Source organism: Pseudonocardia endophytica, from assembly GCF_004339565.1.
Lineage (GTDB): Bacteria > Actinomycetota > Actinomycetes > Mycobacteriales > Pseudonocardiaceae > Pseudonocardia > Pseudonocardia endophytica.
The window spans coordinates 2,868,251-2,886,222 of sequence record NZ_SMFZ01000002.1 but is presented as its reverse complement, the minus strand read 5'-3'; the positions used below and the strand labels follow the sequence as shown (position 1 = coordinate 2,886,222).

The 17,972-nt window shown below is 73.3% G+C and carries 23 protein-coding genes; 16 read left to right on the top strand and 7 right to left on the bottom strand.

Annotated features, from left to right (window positions below):
* The first annotated feature begins 45 nt into the window (after positions 1 to 45).
* Positions 46 to 555 carry a gamma carbonic anhydrase family protein gene (locus tag EV378_RS32275; protein ID WP_132431424.1) on the top strand — a complete coding sequence of 170 codons (510 nt, stop codon included), beginning with the start codon at positions 46 to 48 and terminating at the stop codon, positions 553 to 555.
* A 110-nt stretch (positions 556 to 665) separates the two neighbouring features.
* Here EV378_RS32275 and EV378_RS32270 read toward each other — a convergent pair whose 3' ends face one another.
* Positions 666 to 992, bottom strand: coding sequence for a hypothetical protein (locus EV378_RS32270; protein ID WP_132431422.1), 327 nt, complete (start codon positions 990 to 992; stop codon positions 666 to 668).
* Positions 993 to 1,121: 129 nt separating this feature from the next.
* Here EV378_RS32270 and EV378_RS32265 point away from each other — a divergent pair, with 129 nt between their 5' ends.
* On the top strand, positions 1,122 to 1,457 hold the full coding sequence (locus EV378_RS32265; protein WP_132431420.1) for a hypothetical protein: 336 nt from the start codon (positions 1,122 to 1,124) through the stop codon (positions 1,455 to 1,457).
* 18 nt (positions 1,458 to 1,475) lie between these two features.
* Here the strand turns inward: EV378_RS32265 and EV378_RS32260 are convergent, their stop codons facing one another.
* Positions 1,476 to 2,111 (bottom strand): maleylpyruvate isomerase family mycothiol-dependent enzyme, encoded by a 636-nt coding sequence (locus tag EV378_RS32260; RefSeq protein WP_132431418.1) that lies wholly within the window; start codon positions 2,109 to 2,111, stop codon positions 1,476 to 1,478.
* A gap of 52 nt (positions 2,112 to 2,163) precedes the next feature.
* On the opposite strand from EV378_RS32260, the gene EV378_RS32255 reads away from it, so the two are divergent.
* The 11 genes from EV378_RS32255 to EV378_RS32205 all read left to right on the top strand — a co-directional run bounded on the left by EV378_RS32255 (position 2,164) and on the right by EV378_RS32205 (position 10,719).
* Positions 2,164 to 2,583: a VOC family protein gene (locus EV378_RS32255; protein ID WP_132431416.1), complete on the top strand. Its 420-nt coding sequence runs from the start codon at positions 2,164 to 2,166 to the stop codon at positions 2,581 to 2,583.
* A gap of 75 nt (positions 2,584 to 2,658) precedes the next feature.
* Positions 2,659 to 3,453: a (Fe-S)-binding protein gene (locus EV378_RS32250; protein WP_132431414.1), complete on the top strand. Its 795-nt coding sequence runs from the start codon at positions 2,659 to 2,661 to the stop codon at positions 3,451 to 3,453.
* 17 nt (positions 3,454 to 3,470) lie between these two features.
* The gene (locus EV378_RS32245; protein ID WP_132433020.1) at positions 3,471 to 4,940 is read left to right on the top strand and encodes a lactate utilization protein B; all 1,470 of its coding nucleotides are present in this window, start codon (positions 3,471 to 3,473) and stop codon (positions 4,938 to 4,940) included.
* Positions 4,937 to 5,560, top strand: coding sequence for a LutC/YkgG family protein (locus EV378_RS32240; protein ID WP_132431412.1), 624 nt, complete (start codon positions 4,937 to 4,939; stop codon positions 5,558 to 5,560). The genes EV378_RS32245 and EV378_RS32240 overlap by 4 nt, the downstream gene beginning before the upstream one ends.
* A gap of 2 nt (positions 5,561 to 5,562) precedes the next feature.
* Positions 5,563 to 5,973, top strand: a complete 411-nt coding sequence (locus EV378_RS32235; protein WP_132431410.1) for a hypothetical protein — start codon at positions 5,563 to 5,565, stop codon at positions 5,971 to 5,973.
* Positions 5,970 to 6,296 carry a MaoC family dehydratase gene (locus tag EV378_RS32230; RefSeq protein ID WP_132431408.1) on the top strand — a complete coding sequence of 109 codons (327 nt, stop codon included), beginning with the start codon at positions 5,970 to 5,972 and terminating at the stop codon, positions 6,294 to 6,296. The genes EV378_RS32235 and EV378_RS32230 overlap by 4 nt, the downstream gene beginning before the upstream one ends.
* Before the next feature lie 40 nt (positions 6,297 to 6,336).
* The gene (locus EV378_RS32225; RefSeq protein ID WP_132431406.1) at positions 6,337 to 6,786 is read left to right on the top strand and encodes a MarR family winged helix-turn-helix transcriptional regulator; all 450 of its coding nucleotides are present in this window, start codon (positions 6,337 to 6,339) and stop codon (positions 6,784 to 6,786) included.
* On the top strand, positions 6,783 to 7,592 hold the full coding sequence (locus EV378_RS32220; RefSeq protein ID WP_132431404.1) for an ABC transporter ATP-binding protein: 810 nt from the start codon (positions 6,783 to 6,785) through the stop codon (positions 7,590 to 7,592). Before EV378_RS32225 ends, EV378_RS32220 begins: the two co-directional genes overlap by 4 nt.
* Positions 7,552 to 8,382, top strand: a complete 831-nt coding sequence (locus EV378_RS32215; RefSeq protein ID WP_132431402.1) for an ABC transporter permease — start codon at positions 7,552 to 7,554, stop codon at positions 8,380 to 8,382. Before EV378_RS32220 ends, EV378_RS32215 begins: the two co-directional genes overlap by 41 nt.
* Complete coding sequence (locus EV378_RS32210) at positions 8,379 to 9,710, top strand: MFS transporter (RefSeq protein WP_132431400.1); 1,332 nt, start codon at positions 8,379 to 8,381, stop codon at positions 9,708 to 9,710. The genes EV378_RS32215 and EV378_RS32210 overlap by 4 nt, the downstream gene beginning before the upstream one ends.
* A 256-nt stretch (positions 9,711 to 9,966) precedes the next feature.
* The gene (locus EV378_RS32205) at positions 9,967 to 10,719 is read left to right on the top strand and encodes an AAA family ATPase (RefSeq protein WP_243653865.1); all 753 of its coding nucleotides are present in this window, start codon (positions 9,967 to 9,969) and stop codon (positions 10,717 to 10,719) included.
* Here EV378_RS32205 and EV378_RS32200 read toward each other — a convergent pair.
* The gene (locus EV378_RS32200) at positions 10,716 to 11,288 is read right to left on the bottom strand and encodes a TetR/AcrR family transcriptional regulator (protein ID WP_132431398.1); all 573 of its coding nucleotides are present in this window, start codon (positions 11,286 to 11,288) and stop codon (positions 10,716 to 10,718) included. The genes EV378_RS32205 and EV378_RS32200 overlap by 4 nt on opposite strands.
* Positions 11,289 to 11,364: 76 nt before the next feature.
* On the opposite strand from EV378_RS32200, the gene EV378_RS32195 reads away from it, so the two are divergent.
* Entirely contained in the window at positions 11,365 to 12,828 is a 1,464-nt protein-coding gene (locus EV378_RS32195; protein ID WP_132433016.1) for a cytochrome P450, read from the top strand.
* Here EV378_RS32195 and EV378_RS32190 read toward each other — a convergent pair whose 3' ends face one another.
* Both EV378_RS32190 and EV378_RS32185 read right to left on the bottom strand, forming a co-directional pair.
* Positions 12,829 to 13,587 carry an SDR family NAD(P)-dependent oxidoreductase gene (locus tag EV378_RS32190; RefSeq protein ID WP_243653864.1) on the bottom strand — a complete coding sequence of 253 codons (759 nt, stop codon included), beginning with the start codon at positions 13,585 to 13,587 and terminating at the stop codon, positions 12,829 to 12,831.
* A complete protein-coding gene (locus tag EV378_RS32185) occupies positions 13,569 to 13,760 on the bottom strand; it encodes a hypothetical protein (protein WP_132431396.1) in 192 nt (63 codons plus the stop codon). Before EV378_RS32185 ends, EV378_RS32190 begins: the two co-directional genes overlap by 19 nt.
* Before the next feature lie 117 nt (positions 13,761 to 13,877).
* Here EV378_RS32185 and xylB point away from each other — a divergent pair, with 117 nt between their 5' ends.
* Positions 13,878 to 15,275, top strand: a complete 1,398-nt coding sequence (gene xylB / locus EV378_RS32180; RefSeq protein WP_132431394.1) for a xylulokinase — start codon at positions 13,878 to 13,880, stop codon at positions 15,273 to 15,275.
* Positions 15,276 to 15,345: 70 nt separating this feature from the next.
* On the opposite strand, the gene EV378_RS32175 is transcribed toward xylB, so the two are convergent.
* Positions 15,346 to 16,572, bottom strand: coding sequence for a CaiB/BaiF CoA transferase family protein (locus tag EV378_RS32175; protein ID WP_424511279.1), 1,227 nt, complete (start codon positions 16,570 to 16,572; stop codon positions 15,346 to 15,348).
* 15 nt (positions 16,573 to 16,587) lie between these two features.
* On the bottom strand, positions 16,588 to 17,001 hold the full coding sequence (locus EV378_RS32170; protein WP_207908923.1) for a DUF2000 domain-containing protein: 414 nt from the start codon (positions 16,999 to 17,001) through the stop codon (positions 16,588 to 16,590).
* A 49-nt stretch (positions 17,002 to 17,050) separates the two neighbouring features.
* On the opposite strand from EV378_RS32170, the gene EV378_RS32165 reads away from it, so the two are divergent.
* Positions 17,051 to 17,824 (top strand): helix-turn-helix domain-containing protein, encoded by a 774-nt coding sequence (locus EV378_RS32165; protein ID WP_132431388.1) that lies wholly within the window; start codon positions 17,051 to 17,053, stop codon positions 17,822 to 17,824.
* Positions 17,825 to 17,972: the final 148 nt, after the last annotated feature.

Here is a 17,972-nt window from a genome sequence, read left to right as displayed (position 1 = left end):
GCACGATCACCGCGCCGTGTCCGTGATCGACGCCGAGGAGAACGCATGATCGAGATCAACGGGACGAGCCCGACCGTGCACGAGCGGGCGTGGGTCGCCCCGGGCGCGGTGCTCAGCGGTGCCGTGACGATCGAAGAGGACGCGAGCGTCTGGTACACCTGCGTGCTCCGGGCCGACATGGAGCCGATCACGATCGGCGCGCGGTCGAACGTGCAGGACGGCACGGTCGTGCACACCGACCCCGGCTTCCCCGTGTCGATCGGCGACGGCGTGACGATCGGGCACCGCGCCGTCGTGCACGGGTGCACGATCGGCGACGACGTGCTCATCGGCATGGGCGCCGTGGTCATGAACGGCTGCACGATCGGCGCCGGGTCGCTGGTCGCGGCCGGCGCCGTGCTCACCCAGGGCCTGCAGGTCCCGCCCGGGTCGCTCGTCGCGGGCGTGCCGGGCAAGGTCCGCCGGGAGATCTCCGACGACGAGCGCACGATGCTCGACGTGTCCTCCGCGGCCTACGTCCACTACAAGGGCCTGCACGACGACGCCACCCGCTGATCAGCGCATACGGAGCATCCCGGCCGCCGGTGGCCCGACTCCGCCGGAGTGGCCGATCACGTGCTGACGGCGAGCTGCGGCGCGCCGGGTGACGACGTGCGGGAGCGACGTCAGGCGGCCGGGCCGGGCGGGACCGAGCGCCGGGTTCGGGCGAGCAGCACAGCGACCAGGGCGAACACGACGACGTCGCCGACGATCCACACGCCCCATCCGGCGAGGTCGAGCCACCAGTCGGCGGGGTCGAGCATCGCGACCACCGTGACGGCGAGCCCCGCGACGAACGCCGCCACGGCCCCCAGCGCCCCGACGGTCCGGGGCACATCGGACCGTCGCGCCCCGGGGTCGGTCAGCGCGACGCCGACGAGCACGAGCGTCACGACGCCCCCGACCACCACGAGCATCCCGAGGTTCGCCCACGGCGCCAGCACGTCCGTCATCGGGACATCCTGGACCTTCCGGGCACGGTGGGCCAGCCCTCATCAGGTGGGCCGGCGACAGGGAGACCCGGCACACAGCGTCCGGACCGGCGGGGCTCCCACCAGCGCTGTCTCCGCGATGTCCGCCGCATGAGCAGGGTCACGGGCCCGGACGGCATCGACGAGTTCTGCCGTCGGTTGGACAGAGTAATGACTGTGAACAGCGAAATGGCCACGATCGACCGACTGTCGCCCCGGAACGGTGCCCTGCGGGCCGGGCTCGGGCTCAGCGAGCTCACCGTCGACGAGCTCCGGCGTTCCTCCACCCGGCTCGGCGAGACGGTCGGCGACGCGGAGCTGGAGTCGGCCCTGACCGGCGGCCGCGAACTCGACGACGACCAGTACGACGTCGTCGCGCAGGCGATCAACGAGCGGCTGGTCGAGATCGGGTTGACGCCGATGATCCCGCGGGCCGACGAGATCTGAGACGACCCGCGGGCCGGCTCACCCGCCGATCCGGCTCCGCAGGACGGCCACGCCCGGCCCGTCGACCCGTTCCAGCGCGGCCGGACGCCCGCACACGGCGACGAGCACGTCGAGCCCGCGCCCGCGGATCTCGGCACCGTCGCCGTGAACGAACCCCGCGTCGTCGGCGACCAGGCGCAGCCCGTCGAGCCACCCCCGACGCACGAACCCGATCGCACGCCCACCCGTCACGAACCCCAGGCTGATCCGCACGTCGGCGGGGTCGGGCTCGAACGGCAGGCCGAGCGGGAACGCGATATCCGCGCCGTGCACGAACGCGTCGGTCAGCGGACCGTACGGCCCGACGACGGGCGGGGTGGCCCGGTTGGACGCCCGCTCGCGCAGCAGTGTGAGCAGCTCGGCCCTCGGACGGCGCGCCATCCGGGTGGCGAGCAGCGTGTTCGCACGGTGCGCGTTGCCGCGGGAGCGCAGCACCGCGCCGAGGAACTCGCCCATCGCGGGCGACGACGCGGCGGCCACGTGCCCGGCGACGGTGCGGCAGTCCCACCCGTCGCACAGGCTCGGCATGGCGAGCTGCTCCTCGCTGAGGCCGCCGACCAGCTCGGCGAACGCGCGACGGTTCCGCTCGACGGCGGCGAACACCTGATCGGTCACGGGCGGAGCCTGCCCACGCGCCGGAACCGTGTCCAGGCGACATGCTGGCGGTGTGACCGACCGCGTCCCACAGCTGCGCCAGACCGTGATCGACACGACCGACACCCGGGCACTGGCCGAGTTCTACCGGCAGTTCCTCGGCTACCACTACCGTCCCGGCGACGAGCCGCCCGCACCCGGCGGGCCGGACCCGCAGGCAGGCTGGCTCGTGCTGCACACGCCCGGCGGCGCGTCCGTACTGGCGTTCCAGCGGGTCGAGGAGCTGCCCGAGGTGACGTGGCCGGACGGCGCGCACCCGCAGATGCTGCACCTGGACCTGACCGTCCCGGACGTCGACGAGCTGGAGCACCAGCGCGAGCGGGCGCTGTCCCTCGGCGCCTGGCAGCTGCTCGACCGCACCGACGACCCGGACGAGCCGCTGTACGTGTTCGCGGACCCCTCGGGCCACCCGTTCTGCGTGTTCGTGGGCTGACCCGGGTTCGCATCCCGACACGCGCTCAACGATGCTGGAACCGGCGCCCCACCCCACCACCACAGCGGAGGCCCCATGACGGTCGGCCTGATGGTCACCTGCCTCAACGACGCGTTGTTCCCGGACACCGGCAAGGCCGTCGTGCGGCTGCTGCGCCGTCTCGGCGTCGAGGTCGCGTTCCCGGCCGCACAGACGTGCTGCGGTCAGCCGATGGTCAACACCGGGTATCTCGACGAGGCGGTTCCGTTGCTGCGCAACCACCTCGACGCGTTCGCCGGGTGTGAGGCGATCGTCGCGCCGTCCGGCTCGTGCGCCGGGTCGGTCCGCCATCAGCACCGGCTCGTGGCCGAGCGGGCGAACGACCCGGGCCTGGTCCGCGCCGTCGAGGCGGCCCCGCCCGTGTACGAGCTGACCGAGTACCTCGTCGACGTGCTGGGCGTGACCGACGTCGGCGCCTACTTCCCGCACCGCGTCACGTACCACCCGACGTGCCACTCGCTGCGGATGCTCGGCGTCGGCGACCGCCCGACCCGGCTGCTGAAGGCGGTGCGCGGGCTGCGGCTCGAGGAGCTGCCCGGCGCGGCGGAGTGCTGCGGGTTCGGTGGGACGTTCGCCGTGAAGAACTCGGAAACCAGTATCGCGATGGGCAACGACAAAGCCCGGCACGTCCGCGGGACCGGCGCCGAGGTCCTCGTCGCCGGCGACAACTCGTGTCTCATGCACATCGGCGGCCTGCTGTCCCGGCAGCGGTCCGGGGTGCGGGTCATGCACCTGGCCGAGGTGCTGGCCCGGACCGAGCCGATCGTCTCCGGCTCCGAGCGGGCCGCCGACGACCGCTCGGCGGGTAGCGCACCGACGGTGACCCGGTGAGCGCCACGTTCGTCGGGATGCCGGCGTTCCCGACGGCGGCGAAGGCCGCGCTGTCGGACACCCAGCTGCGTCGCAACCTCGCCCACGCGACCGGCACGATCCGGGCCAAGCGCGCCGCCGTCGTCGGAGAGGTCGACGACTGGGAGGAGCTCCGGCTCGCCGGCGAGGCGATCAAGGACCGTGTGCTGCGGCACCTGCCGCACTATCTCGAACAGCTCGAGGAGTCGCTGACGGCGGCCGGCGCGACCGTGCACTGGGCGCGCGACGCGGACGAGGCGAACCGGATCGTCGTCGACATCGCGAAGCGCCACGAGGCCGACGAGGTCGTCAAGGTCAAGTCGATGGCGACCCAGGAGATCGGCCTGAACGAGGCGCTGGAGGCCGCGGGCGTCCACGCCTGGGAGACCGACCTCGCCGAGCTGATCGTCCAGCTCGGCGACGACCTGCCGTCGCACATCCTCGTCCCGGCGATCCACCGCAACCGCGCGGAGATCCGGGAGATCTTCCTGCGCGAGATGGGCAACGCGGGACGCGCGGCGCCGCCGGACCTGACTGACGTGCCGCGGGAGCTGGCCGCCGCGGCGCGGGCGCACCTGCGGGAGAAGTTCCTGCGCGCCAGGGTCGCCGTGTCGGGCGCGAACTTCGCCGTCGCCGAGACCGGCACCCTGACCGTCGTCGAGTCCGAGGGCAACGGCCGGATGTGCCTGACGCTGCCCGAGGTGCTGGTCAGCGTCGTCGGCGTGGAGAAGGTCCTCCCGACGTGGGCCGACCTCGAGGTGTTCCTGCAGCTGCTCCCCCGGTCCTCGACCGGCGAGCGGATGAACCCGTACACCTCCACCTGGACCGGCGTGACGCCGGGCGACGGGCCGCAGGAGGTGCACGTCGTCCTGCTGGACAACGGCCGCACCGACGCGCTGGCCGACACGGTCGGGCGGCAGTCGTTGCGCTGCATCCGGTGCTCGGCCTGCCTGAACGTCTGCCCGGTCTACGAGCGCACCGGCGGGCACGCCTACGGCTCCGTCTACCCCGGACCGATCGGTGCGATCCTGACCCCGCTGCTGCGCGGCGTCGGGCACGACGAGCAGACCGACTCGTTGCCCTACGCGTCCAGCCTGTGCGGCGCGTGCTTCGAGGTCTGTCCTGTTCGGATCGACATCCCGGAGGTGCTGGTCCACCTGCGCGGCAAGGTGGTCGACGCGCACAAGGAGGGCTCGACGCTGCCGTCGGTGCAGGACATGGCGATGCGGGCGGCGTCGTGGACGCTGTCGTCGTCCGGGCGCACCGGCGCCGCGGAGAAGGTGGCCGGACTCGGGGCCAAGATCGCCGGACGGCTGGCGCACGCGGCCCCCGGCGGCGCGCCCGTGCTGGGTGCGCTGCCCGGACCGGCGTCCGGGTGGACGAACGCGCGCGACGTGCCGGTGCCGGCGACCGAGTCGTTCCGGGCCTGGTGGGAGCGCACGGACGGCGGACGGACGGAGGCGGAGTGACTGCGCGCGAGGAGATCCTGGCGAAGGCCCGCCGGGCGTTGGTCGACGTCCCGGACTCGGCGCCCGAAGCCGATGTGCCGTACGTGCGACCGCAACCGTCGACCGCCCCTGCGACGCCGGAACAGGTCGAGCAGTTCGCCGAACGGGTCGCGGACTACCGGGCCGTGGTGGAGCGGGTCGCGCCGGACGCCGTGGCCGACCGCCTCCGCGCGGCGGTCGAGGGCGCCCGGCGGATCGTCGTCCCGCCCGGATTCCCGGCGTATCTCGTGCCGGACGGCGTCGAGACCGTCCACGACGGACCGGACGTCGACGTCGCCGAGCTCGACCGCTGTGACGGCGTCGTCTCGACGGCCGCGCTCGGCATCGCGACGACCGGCACGATCGTCCTCGATCACGGTGCGGGACAGGGCCGCCGGGCCGCGACGCTGGTGCCGGACCTGCACGTGTGCGTCGTGCGGGCCGACCAGGTCGTCGCCGGCGTCCCCGAAGCCGTGTCCACACTGGACGCCTCCCGCCCGCAGACGTGGATCAGCGGCCCGAGCGCGACCAGCGACATCGAGCTGGACCGCGTCGAGGGCGTGCACGGTCCGCGGACGCTGCACGTGCTGCTGGTCGGGTAGCCGTGGGCCGGCTGCCACAGGAGTTCGACGACGTCCCGTTCTCCGCTCTCGAACCCGGACGGGAGCTGCGCACGACCTACCACCTGAGCGCCGAGCTCGTCGCGGAGTACGACCGACTGGTGGGTGCCGAACGTCCGTCGGAGACGGTGCGCCCCTGGGTGTTCAGCACGTTCCGGCCGATGTTCGCCGGCCTCGGCGGCCGGATGGAGCAGGGGTCGATCCACACCCGGGAGCGGGTCGTCGTGCACGGGTCGGTCCCGGTCGGCGCCGTCCTCGACGTCGTCGTCCGCGTCACCGGCGCGACCGAGCGCAACGGGCGTCGGCACGTCGACCTCGAGATCGCGTACGCCCACGACGGCACCCCGGTCTGCACGACCAGCGGCACCTACCTGTGGGGCGAGGCGACCCGATGAAGCGCGTGTTCACCCAGGACGACGTCGACGCGTTCGGACGGCTCAGCGGCGGCACCGGGCACATCCACACCGACCCGGAGTTCGCGGCCGCGACCCGCTTCGGCCGCCCGCTCGTACAGGGCCTCTACCTGCTCGCCGTCGTCGAACGGGCGCTCGACGAGGTCACCACGGACTGGGCCGACCTGCGGGTCCGCTTCGTCGCGCCGGTCCGGGTGGGCGACGCGTTCGAGGTCACCGTCGTCGACGGCGACGACGGAACGCTGCAGGTCACGGGCTCGACACACGAGACAGCGCTCGTCGGGACGGCCATCCGCGGAACGTGAGCATTGCTGATAGCTCTGACTACGATCTAATCTCGATGGCATGCCCACCACCACCGCGACCGCGCAGGAGCTGTTCGCGGTCGTGACCGGACTGCGCCGGGTCGTGCGCAGGCGGTTGCGCGATCGGGTCCCGGGTCCGCGGCTGCGGGGCGCCCAGCTGGAGTTGCTGCAGGCCGTGGAGGCCGAGCCCGGGATCGGGGTCGCCGCCGCCGCGGACGCGCTGCACCTCGCGCAGAACTCGGTGTCCACACTGGTCAACCAGCTCGTCGCGGAGGATCTACTGGAACGCGGGCGCGACCCGTCGGACCGGCGGGCGGTGCGGCTGCGGCTCACCGAGGCCGCCGAGCAACGGCTGCGCGACTGGCGTGAGGCCCGCGGCCGGCTCGTCGACGACGCGCTGGCCGGCCTGCCCGCCGCCGAGGCCGCGGCGATCACGGCGGCGCTGCCCGCGCTCGCCCACCTGTTGGAACGGATCGAGGAGGGCACATGATCGACGAGCCCGCCGTCGCGTGCCGGGAGCTCCGGTACACGTTCGGCGACACCGTTGCCGTCGACGGCCTGGACCTGGAGGTCCGGCCCGGTGAGGTCTTCGGACTGCTCGGGCCGAACGGGGCAGGCAAGACGACGACGATCCGCATGATCACCACACTGCTGCCCGCCCCGCCGGGCGCGATCTCCGTGCTCGGGTACGACGTCGACCGCCGCCGCACCGCCGTCCGCCGCCTGATCGGCTATGTGCCGCAACAGCTCTCGGCCGACGGCACGCTGACCGGCCGGGAGAACGTCACGCTGTTCGCGCGGCTGTTCGACGTGCCGCGCCGCGACCGGTCCACCCAGGTCGAGACAGCGCTGGACGCGATGGACCTCACCGATGCGGCCGACCGCCCCGCCAAGACGTACTCCGGGGGCATGGTGCGCCGGCTCGAGCTGGCGTGTGCGCTGGTCAGCGCCCCGCGACTGCTGGTGCTCGACGAGCCGACGGTCGGCCTGGACCCGGTCGCCCGCGACGTCGTCTGGGAACGGATCTCCGCCATCCGCGCCACGACCGGGATGACCGTGCTGGTCACGACGCACGCCATGCAGGAGGCCGACGAGCACTGCGAGCGGATCGCGCTGATGCACCGCGGGCGGCTGCGCGCGCTGGGCACGCCGTTCGAGCTCAAGGCGGACGTCGGCGAGGACGCGACGCTCGACGACGTGTTCCGCCACCACACCGGCGACACGCTCGCCGACGACCAGCAGAAGGGGATGCGCGATGTCCGTGCCACTCGTCGCACCGCCGGCCGCCTCGGCTGACCGGGAGCCGGGCCCGCTCGCCCTGACCCGCACGGCGCTGTCCCGGATCGGGACGATGTGCCTGGTCGAGCTGCAGAAGCTCCGCCACGACCGCACCGAGCTGGTCACGCGCGCCGTGCAGCCTGCGCTGTGGCTGATCGTGTTCGGCCAGGTCTTCACCCGGATCCACGCGATCCCGACCGGCTCCACGCCGTACCTGGACTTCCTCGCACCGGGCATCCTCGCCCAGTCCGCGCTGTTCATCGCGATCTTCTACGGAATCCAGATCATCTGGGAGCGCGACGCGGGCGTGCTGTCCAAGCTGCTGGTCACGCCGACGCCCCGGATCGCGCTCGTCGCGTCGAAGGCGTTCGCGGCCGGGGTGCGGGCCGTGGCGCAGGCCGTCGTCGTGCTCCTGCTGGCGCTGTTGCTCGGGGTGGGGGTCACGGGGAACCCGCTGAAGTGGCTGGGCGTGATCGTCGCGCTGATGCTCGGGTCCGCGTTCTTCTGCTGCCTGTCGATCACGATCGCCGGGCTCGTGCTGTCCCGGGACCGGCTGATGGGCATCGGGCAGGCGATCACGATGCCGCTGTTCTTCGCCTCCAACGCGCTGTACCCGGTCGAGCTGATGCCGACGTGGCTGCAGTGGATCAACCACGTCAACCCGCTGTCCTACGAGGTGGACGCCCTGCGCGGCCTGATCGTCGGCACCGACGCGCGGCTCGCGCTGGACTTCGGCGTGCTCGTCGTCGCGGCCGCGCTGCTGATCGCCGTCGCGTCCGCGGTGCTGCCCCGCCTCGCGCGGGGATGACCGGGGCCCGCCGCCCGGCACTGCTGGTCGCGGGCTGCTTCTTCATGGAGTACCTCGACGTCACGATCGTCACGACGTCGGCCGCCCCGCTCGCGGCGTCGCTCGGCACGACGGCGGAGGCGGTCGGCCTGGTGATCTCCGCCTACCTGGTGGCCATGGCCGTGGCGCTGCCGGTGGGCGGGTGGCTGGCGGAGCGCTTCGGCTACCGGCGGGTGCTGCTCGCGGCGATCGCGGTGTTCACGCTGGCGTCGCTGGGCTGCGGGCTGAGCACGGCGTTCGGCGAGCTGGTCGCGTTCCGGGTCGCGCAGGGGGTCGGCGGCGCGCTGATGGTGCCGGTCGGGCGCCTGATGCTCGTCGACGGCGTCGCGAAGCGCGACGTCCCGCGGTTGATGGCGTCCGTGTTCTGGCCCGGCCTCGTGGCGCCGGTGATCGCCCCGCTGCTCGGCGCGCTGCTCACGACGTACGCGGGATGGCGGTGGATGTTCCTGATCAACGTCCCGCTGGGCGCCGTCGGGCTCGTCCTCGCGGTGCGGTGGATCCGGACGTCGGCCGGACGCCCCGTCGCGCCGCTGGACCGGACCGGGCTGGTGCTCACGGCCGTCGGGCTCTGCGGTGTCGTGTGGGCGTCGCATCTCGTGGTCGACGGCGGTGCGACGACGGCCGGGGTCACCGGTGTCGTGGGCCTCGCCGTGCTCGGGTGCGCGGTGCTGCACCTGCGACGGACCGCGCACCCGCTCGTCGACCTGTCCGTGCTGCGGGTGCGCTCGTTCCGGGCCACGGCGGCGGGCGGGGCGCTGTTCTGGATGGTCGTCTCGGCCGTGCCGTTCCTGTTGCCGCTGCAGTTCCAGGAGGTGTTCGGCTGGAGCGCCGTGACGGCGGGTGCGGTGGTGCTCGCCGTGTTCGCCGGGAACGTCGGCGTCCGGCCCGTCTCCACGGCGTTGATCGACCGGTTCGGCCTGCGGACGCTTCTGGTCGTGTCCGGCGTGGTGCTGGCGCTGACGCTCGTGGCCTGCGCGGTCTGGACGTCCGCGGTGCCGCTCGCCGCCGTCGTCGCGGTGTGCGTGGTCAGCGGCGCGGCCCGCTCGGTCGGGCTCACCGCGTACACGACGATGGCGTTCGCCGAGCTCACCGGCGCCGCCCTGCGCCACGCGAACACGCTGAACGCCGTCGTGCAGCAGACGGCGATGGGGCTCGGGGTGGCCGTCGCGGCGACGGCGCTGCAGGGCGGTTTCCGGATGGCGTTCGGGCTGCTCACGGCGCTGACGCTGCTGGCCGTCGTCGACGCGTGGCGGCTCGACCGCGGTGCGGGGGACGCCGTCCGGGCCTGATGGCGATGGGCGGTCCGGCACGGCCGCGCCGCCACGTCCGCCCTGTCACACGTCACGCATGACCGATCCGGGCACCGGTTCCTACCGAGGAGCAGGCACGCCGCCGGGAGCGCGGGTGGTTCCTGCTGCTCGGCGCGTTCCTCCTGATGGTCGCCGTGGCGGGCGCCGTGGTCGGCGCCCCCGCCGCGTACGTCACGTGGCTCGTCCGGCAGGTGCGACGATCGGCCGCCCGCCTCGACGACTGATCGCATGCGGGATGCTGGGCTACGTGCTCGTCCGCCGTGCCTACATCCCGCACCGGTCCCGGCCCGAGCGCCGGGACCGGTGGCCGTACACCGTCCCGTGCATCGCCGACCTCGTCGGACGCGGGCTGGAGTTTCCCGCGCCGGTCACGTTCCTCGTGGGCGAGAACGGATCCGGGAAGTCCACACTGGTCGAGGCCGTCGCCGAGGCGTTCAAGCTGGACCCCCACGGCGGGAAGGCAGGCAACCGCTACGCGCACGACGGCCCGCCACCGTCGCCGCTCGGCGAGGTCCTCGAGCTCGACGTCACCGACCGCGGCCGCCGCATGCGCAGCGGTCCGCGGTCCGCGCGCAAGGGCTTCTTCCTGCGGGCCGAGACGGCATTCGGCTTCTTCGAGGCCGTGCGCGGCGTCCCCGGCTTCTGGTCGGGCGACACCACGGCGATGAGCCACGGCGAGGGCTTTCTCACCGTGTTCGACCAGATGCTCGGCGGGCCCGGCCTCTATCTGTTCGACGAGCCGGAGTCGGCGCTGTCGTTCCAGTCCAGCCTGCAGCTCGTCGCCCTCATGCACGAGCTCGGACGCACCGGCGCGCAGGTCATCTGTGCGACGCACTCACCGATCCTGGCCTCGACACCCGGCGCGGCGATCGTCGAGGTCGGGGACCACGGCACCCGGCAGGCACGGTGGGAGGACCTCGACCTCGTCGCGCAGTGGCGCCGCTACCTCACCGACCCGGATCTCTACCTGCGGCACATGATCGGCTAGCCGCGCCGCAGGATCCGCACGACGACGGTCGCGACCTGCTCCGCGACGACGTCCGGCGGGTGCCGCGGCAGCACCACGTGGCTCACCGTCAGGCGGGTGGCCGTCTCGGCGGCGAGCGCGACGTCGGCCGGGTCGAGGTCCGGCCAGTGCCGGGCGAGGTTGACGACGGCGCGCTCCACCGCGGCGTCGACCATCGGCCCGGAGTCCGCCCCGAACAGCTCCGCCTCACCGGTCAGCAACGCCTTGACCAGCGGGTTCTCCCCCGCCTCCGACAGCGCGGCGCCGACCGTCGCCGACCACGCGGCGTACAGGTCGTCCGCGCCGACCAGCGCCGCCTCCATCCGGCTCAGGAACCCGTCGGTCGCGCGCAGCACGAGTGCGGACGCGACCCCGGCCCGGTCGCCGAACTCGCTGTAGAGCGTCTGGCGGCTGACCCCGGTGCGCGTCGCGAGCTCGCGCATGGACAGGGCACGCGGCCCGTCGGAGACGACCATCTGCTCGGCGACGTCGAGCGCCTCGGCACGCAGGTCCTCCCGCGCCCGCCGGGCCATCGACCGTCGCTCCGCCATTCCGACAATCTAGCGTCCGCCGTCAACTCCCTGGACACATCGGCGCAATATGTCTAACTTCGACGCCGTGACGGTCATGGAACGCGTGCGCCCCGGACGCCTCGTCGACGCGGCGCGGGAGCGCTGGTCGTCGGTGCTGCAGCTGCCCGTCCCCGCCCGGTGGGAGGCGGCGCTCATGGAGCGCGGCCTGCACGGTCGGGACCCCGGCCCGTTCTCCGCGGCGCCGGAGGGTCTGCGGCCGGTGCCCGGCGACTCCGGCCTGCGGGTGCTCGGCCATGCCCTGCCGTACGTGCGGTTCGGCAGCCGGTTCAACCGCGCCCGCACCGACCTGCTCGGGCAGGTCTGGTGGATGCGCGGGCCGACCGGGAACGCCGTCGTCGTCACCGGTCCGTCGGCGACGCGCGAGGTGCTGGCCAACCGGGACAAGGCGTTCTCCCAGGAGGGCTGGCGGTCCACGATCGACCGGTTCTTCCACCGTGGGCTGATGCTGCTCGACTTCGACGAGCACCGCATGCACCGGCGGATCATGCAGGAGGCGTTCACCGCCCCGCGGATCGAGAGCTACGTGGCGCGCACCGTGCCCGTCGTGCGCGAGACACTCCCGTCGTGGGAGGGCACGCTGCGGCTGTACCCGGCGTTGAAGGACCTCACGCTGGACGTCGCGCAGCAGGTGTTCATGGACGCGCGCAGCGGTCCGGAGGCGGCCGCGGTGAATCGCGCGTTCGTGGACTGCGTCAAGGCCGCGAACTCGTTCGTGCGCCGTCCGGTCCCGGGCAGCCGGTGGTGGAAGGGCCTGCGCGGCAGGGCCTTTCTGGAGCAGTGGTTCCGCGACGCGTTGCCGGCCAAGCGCGCGGGGGACGGCGACGACCTGTTCTCCGCCCTCTGCCACGCCGAGACCGACGACGGCGAGTCGTTCTCCGACGACGACGTCGTCAACCACATGATCTTCCTGATGATGGCCGCCCACGACACGTCGACGATCACGGTCTCGTCGGCGGCGTACCACCTGGCCCGGAACCCGGAGTGGCAGGAACGCTGCCGCGCCGAGTCCGACGCCCTCGATCGCACACGGGGTGACGCGGTACCGGACGTCGCGGCGCTGCGCTCGCTGACCAGCCTGGACCTGGTGATCAAGGAGGCGCTGCGGCTCGACGCACCGGTCCCGATCGTGATGCGCGGCGTCGTGCACGACACCGCGGTCGCCGGTTACCACGTCCCGGCCGGCTCCCGCGTCGTCGTCGCACCGGCCGTCAACCACTACGACCGGTCCTGCTGGACCGACCCCGACCGGTTCGACCCGGACCGCTTCGGGCCCGACCGGCGCGAGGACCGCTCGGACCGCGACGCCTGGATCCCGTTCGGCGGCGGCGTGCACAAGTGCATCGGGCTGCACTTCGGCACGCTCGAGGTCACGGCGATCCTGCACGAGATGCTGCGGCGCTACCGCTGGGACGTCGTGTCCGGTCACGAGCTGCGCTGGGACAACACGTCGCTGCCGGTCCCGGTCGGCGGCATGCCGGTGCGGCTGACCCGCAGGTGATCAGGTCGACCAGGTCAGCCCTCCGTCGATCTTGATCGTGGCGCCGGTGGTGAACGACGCCGTCGGCCCGGTCAGGTAGAGCACGGCTCCCACGACCTCGTCGGCCTCCCCGATGCGGCGCAACGGGACCTCCTCGGACTCGAACCGCTCGAGCATCTCCGGCGGCCACGCGTCGGCGATGTCGGTGCGGAACGGGCCGGGCATCACCGTGTTGACGCGGACGTGCGGCGCGTAGGCGTGCGCGAGCCCGACGGTCAGCGCGTTCAGCCCGGCCTTCGCCGTCGCGTAGGGCAGCTCGCGCGGGTTCGGTGCGACGGCGGCGATCGACGACACGTTCACGATCGACCCACCGCCGTTCGCGGCCATGTGTTCGCCACAGCGCGCGCCGAGCCGGAACGCCCCCTTGAGGTTGACCGCGATCACCTTGTCCCACAGCTCTTCGGTGATCTCGGTCAGCGACGGGTAGAGCGGCGACATGCCCGCGTTGTTGACCAGCACGTCGACCCGGCCGAAGTCCGCGAGCACCCGGTCGACGAGCGCGTCGCAGTCCGCCCAGCGGCCGACGTGGCAGCCGACACCGATCGCCTCGACGCCGTGCTCCTCGCGCAGCCGGGCGGCCAGCTCCTCGCACGCCTCGGCCTTCCGGCTCGCGACGACGACCCGGTCCCCCTGCGCGGCGAAGGCCCGGCACATCTCCCGGCCCATCCCGCGGCTGCCGCCGGTCACGACGACGACCCGGCTCACTTCTGGGGGCCCCACTCCCACTCCTCGTCCTCCCTGTCCAGGCGCTCCGTGCGCTCGTGCGCGATCTCCAGCGCGCGAGCCGCCGTCGCCTGGTCCGGGTAGGGGCCCATCCGGTCCTTCGCCGGACAGCCCTCGAGGGGCTCGACCCTCTCGTGCCTGAGACACCAGAACCATTGCTCGTCGCTCATGGGCGAAAGCCTGTCAGTTCGACGGCTCTGGCGCCTCCACCGGTATGTGCACATCGACAAGCACCGCCCGGTCCGCCGGATTCCGGGAACCGGACGACGAGATGGCAGGGTGGGGTCATGGCGCTGGTGCTCGGGGTCGACTCGTCGACGCAGTCCTGCAAGGTCGTCGTCCGGGACGCGGACTCGGGTGAGCTGGTCCGGTCCGGGCGGGCCTCGCACCCGGACGGGACGGAGATCGATCCGGAGCGCTGGTGGGAGGCGCTGCAGCAGGCGCTGGAGCAGGCCGGCGGCCTCGACGGCGTCGACGCGCTCGCCGTGGGCGGGCAGCAGCACGGGATGGTCTGCCTCGACTCCTCCGGCGCGGTCGTGCGGCCGGCGCTGCTGTGGAACGACACACGCTCGGCCGCGGCGGCCGCCGACCTCGTCGTCGAGCTGGGGGCCGAGCGGTGGGCGGAGCTGACCGGCTCGGTCCCGGTCGCCTCGATCACGGTCACGAAGCTGCGCTGGCTCGCCGAGCACGAGCCGGAGAACGCGGCGCGCACGGCCGCGGTGTGCCTGCCGCACGACTGGCTGACCTGGAAGCTGCGCGGTGCGCCCGGCCTGGACGCGCTGGTCACCGACCGCTCCGACGCGTCCGGCACCGGCTACTACGACGCCCGCACCGGCTCGTACCGCACCGGGCTGCTGCAGCGCGCGCTCGGCCGCGACGTGGCCCTCCCCCGCGTGCTGGGGCCGTCCGAGTCGGTCGACGGGCCGGACGGAGTGCGGGTCGGTCCCGGCGCCGGGGACAACGCGGCCGCGGGGCTGGGCGTCGACGCGGGTGACGAGGTCGTCGTCTCGCTCGGCACGTCCGGCACGGTGTTCGCCCGCTCCGAGGTCCAGGCCAAGGACCCGACCGGGATCGTCGCCGGGTTCGCGGACGCGACCGGAGCGTTCCTGCCGCTGGTCTGCACGCTGAACGCGGCTCGGGTGCTGGACGCGGCGGCCCGGCTGCTCGGCTGCGACCTCGACGAGCTCAGCAGGCTCGCGCTGGCCGCGTCACCCGGTGCGGACGGCCTGACCGTCGTGCCGTACCTGGAGGGCGAGCGGACGCCGAACCTGCCGGACGCCACCGGCGCGCTGCACGGCATGACGCTCGCGAACACGACCCGGGAGAACCTGGCCCGCGCGGCCGTCGAGGGCATGCTGCTCGGACAGCGGGTCGGGGTGGAGGCGCTGGCCGAGCAGGGCGTGCGCGTCGAAGCGGTGCGGCTGGTCGGTGGGGCGGCCCGGTCGCGGGCCGTGCGGGAGATCGCGCCGACCGTGTTCGGGGTGCCGGTGACGGTCCCGGAGCCGGGCGAGTACGTCGCCGACGGGGCCGCGCGCCAGGCCGCCTGGGTGCTGAGGCGTGGGGACGCGCCGCCGTCGTGGAAGCCCGCGGCCCCGCCCGCCCGTTTCGAGGGCGTCGAGACCGACGGGCTGTGGGAGCGCTACCGCGAGGCCGCCGACCTGCACCTCACGCGGAAGCGGGACTGATCGACCTCGCGTGATCAGCGGGAGTGGCCGGATCGTGCCATCCGTGGCGCGCTGCCTCCACTCCCGCCGATCATGCGTCACCGACGGCGGCGGCCACCCTCGCGTCGTCGTAGCCGAGCAGGGTGCGGAGCACGTCCTCGGTGTCCGCGCCGAGGTCCGGGCCGACGTTGCGGACCGGCACCGACGCGCCGTCGAGCACCGGGACGACGCCCGGGAAGCCGACGCGGGCCGGAGCGTCGCCGCCGGTGTCCACGTCGAAGTACTGGACCATGCCGCGGGCCGCGTACTGCTCGTCGGCGACGATGTCGGCGGCGTCGTAGATCGGGCCGGCCGGCACACCGGCGTCCAGGAGCTGCTCGAGCACCTCGTCACGGGGCAGCGACCGGGTCCACGCCTCGATGGCCTCGTCGAGCTCGTCCCGGCGGGCCCAGCGGCCGGCGTTGCTCTGCAGATCGTCCGCCGACCCGAGATCGTCGCGGCCGATCACCTGCATGAACCGGCCGTAGATCGAGTCGCCGTTGCCGGCGATCACGACGCTGCCGCCGTCGGCGCACACGTAGGCGTTGGACGGCGCGATGCCCTCCATGCGTCCGCCGACCCGGGAACGTTCGACGCCGTAGGCCAGGTGGTCGGGGATCAGCGACTCCATCATGGACAGAACGGCCTCGTTGAGTGCGACGTCGACGCGCCGGTGCTGCGGCCGGTCCGTCCCCCGGCGGGTCTCCCGCTGGAACAGGCCCATCATCGCGCCGAACGCGGCGTACAGCCCGGCGATCGAGTCGCCGATCGACACCCCGGTGCGCGACGGCGGCCGGTCGGCCTCCCCGACCAGCGCCCGCAGTCCGCCCATCGCCTCGGCGACGGCCGCGAAGCCCGGACGCTTCGACAGCGGCCCGGTCTGCCCGAACGCGGACACCCGCACGAGCACGACCCCCGGGTTCGCGCGGTCCAGCTCGTCCGGGCCGAGGCCCCAGCGCTCGAGCGTGCCGGGACGGAAGTTCTCCAGCACGACGTCGCACTGACGGGTCAGGTCGAGGACGGCGTCGCGGCCGGCGCCCGTGCGCAGGTCCAGCACGATCGAGCGCTTGTTGCGGTTCACCGTGCGGTACAGCATCGACGTGTCCCCGCCGTAGAGCCGCCAGTTGCGCAGCTCGTCCCCGTTCCGCGGCCGCTCGACCTTGATCACTTCGGCGCCGAAGTCGCCCAGCAGGCGCCCGGCCGTCGGGGCGGCGATGTAGTTGCCCAGCTCCAGCACCCGCACCCCGGCGAGCGGCAGGTCCTCATCCGTCACCCGCAGGACGCTACCCGGCGGTCACGGGTGCATCCGCGCTCCCTTGGTCACCTTGTCCACCGCGTTCTTCGGGCCGTGCACGGCGATCGCGACCAGGTCCAGCTCCTCGGTCGCGACGGCGGCCACGGCGGCCCGGTTGTCCTCGTCGTTGCCGGTCGTGAACAGGTCGGAGGTGAACACGGCCATCGGCATCCCGCGGCCGAGCGCCCTGCCGTGCGCCGCCGTGAGCACGTCCTTCGTCGCCTCGAACACGAGCACCGGCTGGCCGAAGACGGGCAGGTAGGTCGCGCCGCCGCCGTCGACGTAGGGCTCGCCGATGAGCTCCGGGACGGCCGCCGCGATGCCGCCGGCCAGGAACGCGGTGACGTTGAGGCGCTGCCAGGGCTCCAGGTCGTCGCGGACCACGATGGCGATCTTCGTCGGGAAGGCGTTCATGCCGCACATCGTCGGACGGCTGCGGCCCCGGGTCTTGTACGTTCCTGACATGGGTTCGGCCGTGCGCGCGTGGCGGCCCGGGGTGCCGGGGATCGCCGAGGTGCTGCACGCGACGTTCACCGACCACGCCTACCCGATGCACACCCACGACGAGTGGACGCTCCTGCTCGTCGACCGCGGCGGCGTCCGCTACGAGCTGCACCGCGACTCGCACGACGCCGACCGGAGCACGGTCATGCTGCTCCCGCCCCAGGTCCCGCACGACGGGCGCACGGCCGACCTGCACAAGCGCGTCGTCTACCTGGAGGCCGGCGCCCTGGAGGCCGAGTTGATCGGTCCGGCGGTCGACCAGCCACATCTACCGGATCCGTTGCTGCGCAGGCGGATCGCAGAGCTCCACGGGGCGCTGGACGACGACGCGCTGGAGGCGGAGAGCAGGCTCGGCCCGATCACCGAGCGGCTGCGCACCCACCTCGCCCCGCGGCTCGACGTTCCGGTCCGGCTCGCCGACCGGCCGCTGGCCCGGCGGCTGCGCGACCTGCTGGACGCTCGGCTCGTCGACGGCGTGACGCTGGACGAGGCCGGGCGGATCCTGCACGCGAGCCCGACCCACCTGGTCCGGTCGTTCGGACGCGAGTTCGGGCTGCCGCCGCACACCTACGTCACCGGCCGCCGGATCGACCGGGCACGGCACCTGCTGCTCGACGGCGTCCCGCCCGCCGAGGTCGCGACGGCCGTCGGCTTCCACGACCAGGCGCACCTGACGCGGCACTTCACGAAGATGCTCGGCGTGGGCCCGGCCCGCTTCGCCGGACGGCGCTGAGCGTGCTGTCGCAAGCCGGGCACCGTGATCAGCGGGCCTGTCCCGCCGGCAGCACGCCGGCGCACGGAACGCGCTCAGGATCGGAGAACGCGTGCGTCGGGGCGCACGCGTTCTCCCTGGCGGAGCGCATCCGACGGATCAGCGTGCG

Excerpts from the sequence above, each read along its gene's own strand:
- EV378_RS32225 (WP_132431406.1), top strand. The coding sequence starts at position 6,337 with ATGCCCACCACCACCGCGACCGCGCAGGAGCTGTTCGCGGTCGTGACC.
- EV378_RS32195 (WP_132433016.1), top strand. The coding sequence starts at position 11,365 with ATGGAACGCGTGCGCCCCGGACGCCTCGTCGACGCGGCGCGGGAGCGC.
- EV378_RS32185 (WP_132431396.1), bottom strand. The coding sequence starts at position 13,760 with ATGAGCGACGAGCAATGGTTCTGGTGTCTCAGGCACGAGAGGGTCGAG.
- EV378_RS32170 (WP_207908923.1), bottom strand. The coding sequence starts at position 17,001 with ATGAACGCCTTCCCGACGAAGATCGCCATCGTGGTCCGCGACGACCTG.
- EV378_RS32270 (WP_132431422.1), bottom strand. The coding sequence starts at position 992 with ATGACGGACGTGCTGGCGCCGTGGGCGAACCTCGGGATGCTCGTGGTG.
- EV378_RS32215 (WP_132431402.1), top strand. The coding sequence starts at position 7,552 with ATGTCCGTGCCACTCGTCGCACCGCCGGCCGCCTCGGCTGACCGGGAG.
- EV378_RS32275 (WP_132431424.1), top strand. The coding sequence starts at position 46 with ATGATCGAGATCAACGGGACGAGCCCGACCGTGCACGAGCGGGCGTGG.
- EV378_RS32200 (WP_132431398.1), bottom strand. The coding sequence starts at position 11,288 with ATGGCGGAGCGACGGTCGATGGCCCGGCGGGCGCGGGAGGACCTGCGT.
- EV378_RS32220 (WP_132431404.1), top strand. The coding sequence starts at position 6,783 with ATGATCGACGAGCCCGCCGTCGCGTGCCGGGAGCTCCGGTACACGTTC.
- EV378_RS32205 (WP_243653865.1), top strand. The coding sequence starts at position 9,967 with ATGCTGGGCTACGTGCTCGTCCGCCGTGCCTACATCCCGCACCGGTCC.
- EV378_RS32230 (WP_132431408.1), top strand. The coding sequence starts at position 5,970 with ATGAAGCGCGTGTTCACCCAGGACGACGTCGACGCGTTCGGACGGCTC.
- EV378_RS32245 (WP_132433020.1), top strand. The coding sequence starts at position 3,471 with ATGCCGGCGTTCCCGACGGCGGCGAAGGCCGCGCTGTCGGACACCCAG.
- xylB (WP_132431394.1), top strand. The coding sequence starts at position 13,878 with ATGGCGCTGGTGCTCGGGGTCGACTCGTCGACGCAGTCCTGCAAGGTC.
- EV378_RS32210 (WP_132431400.1), top strand. The coding sequence starts at position 8,379 with ATGACCGGGGCCCGCCGCCCGGCACTGCTGGTCGCGGGCTGCTTCTTC.
- EV378_RS32165 (WP_132431388.1), top strand. The coding sequence starts at position 17,051 with ATGGGTTCGGCCGTGCGCGCGTGGCGGCCCGGGGTGCCGGGGATCGCC.
- EV378_RS32250 (WP_132431414.1), top strand. The coding sequence starts at position 2,659 with ATGACGGTCGGCCTGATGGTCACCTGCCTCAACGACGCGTTGTTCCCG.
- EV378_RS32265 (WP_132431420.1), top strand. The coding sequence starts at position 1,122 with ATGAGCAGGGTCACGGGCCCGGACGGCATCGACGAGTTCTGCCGTCGG.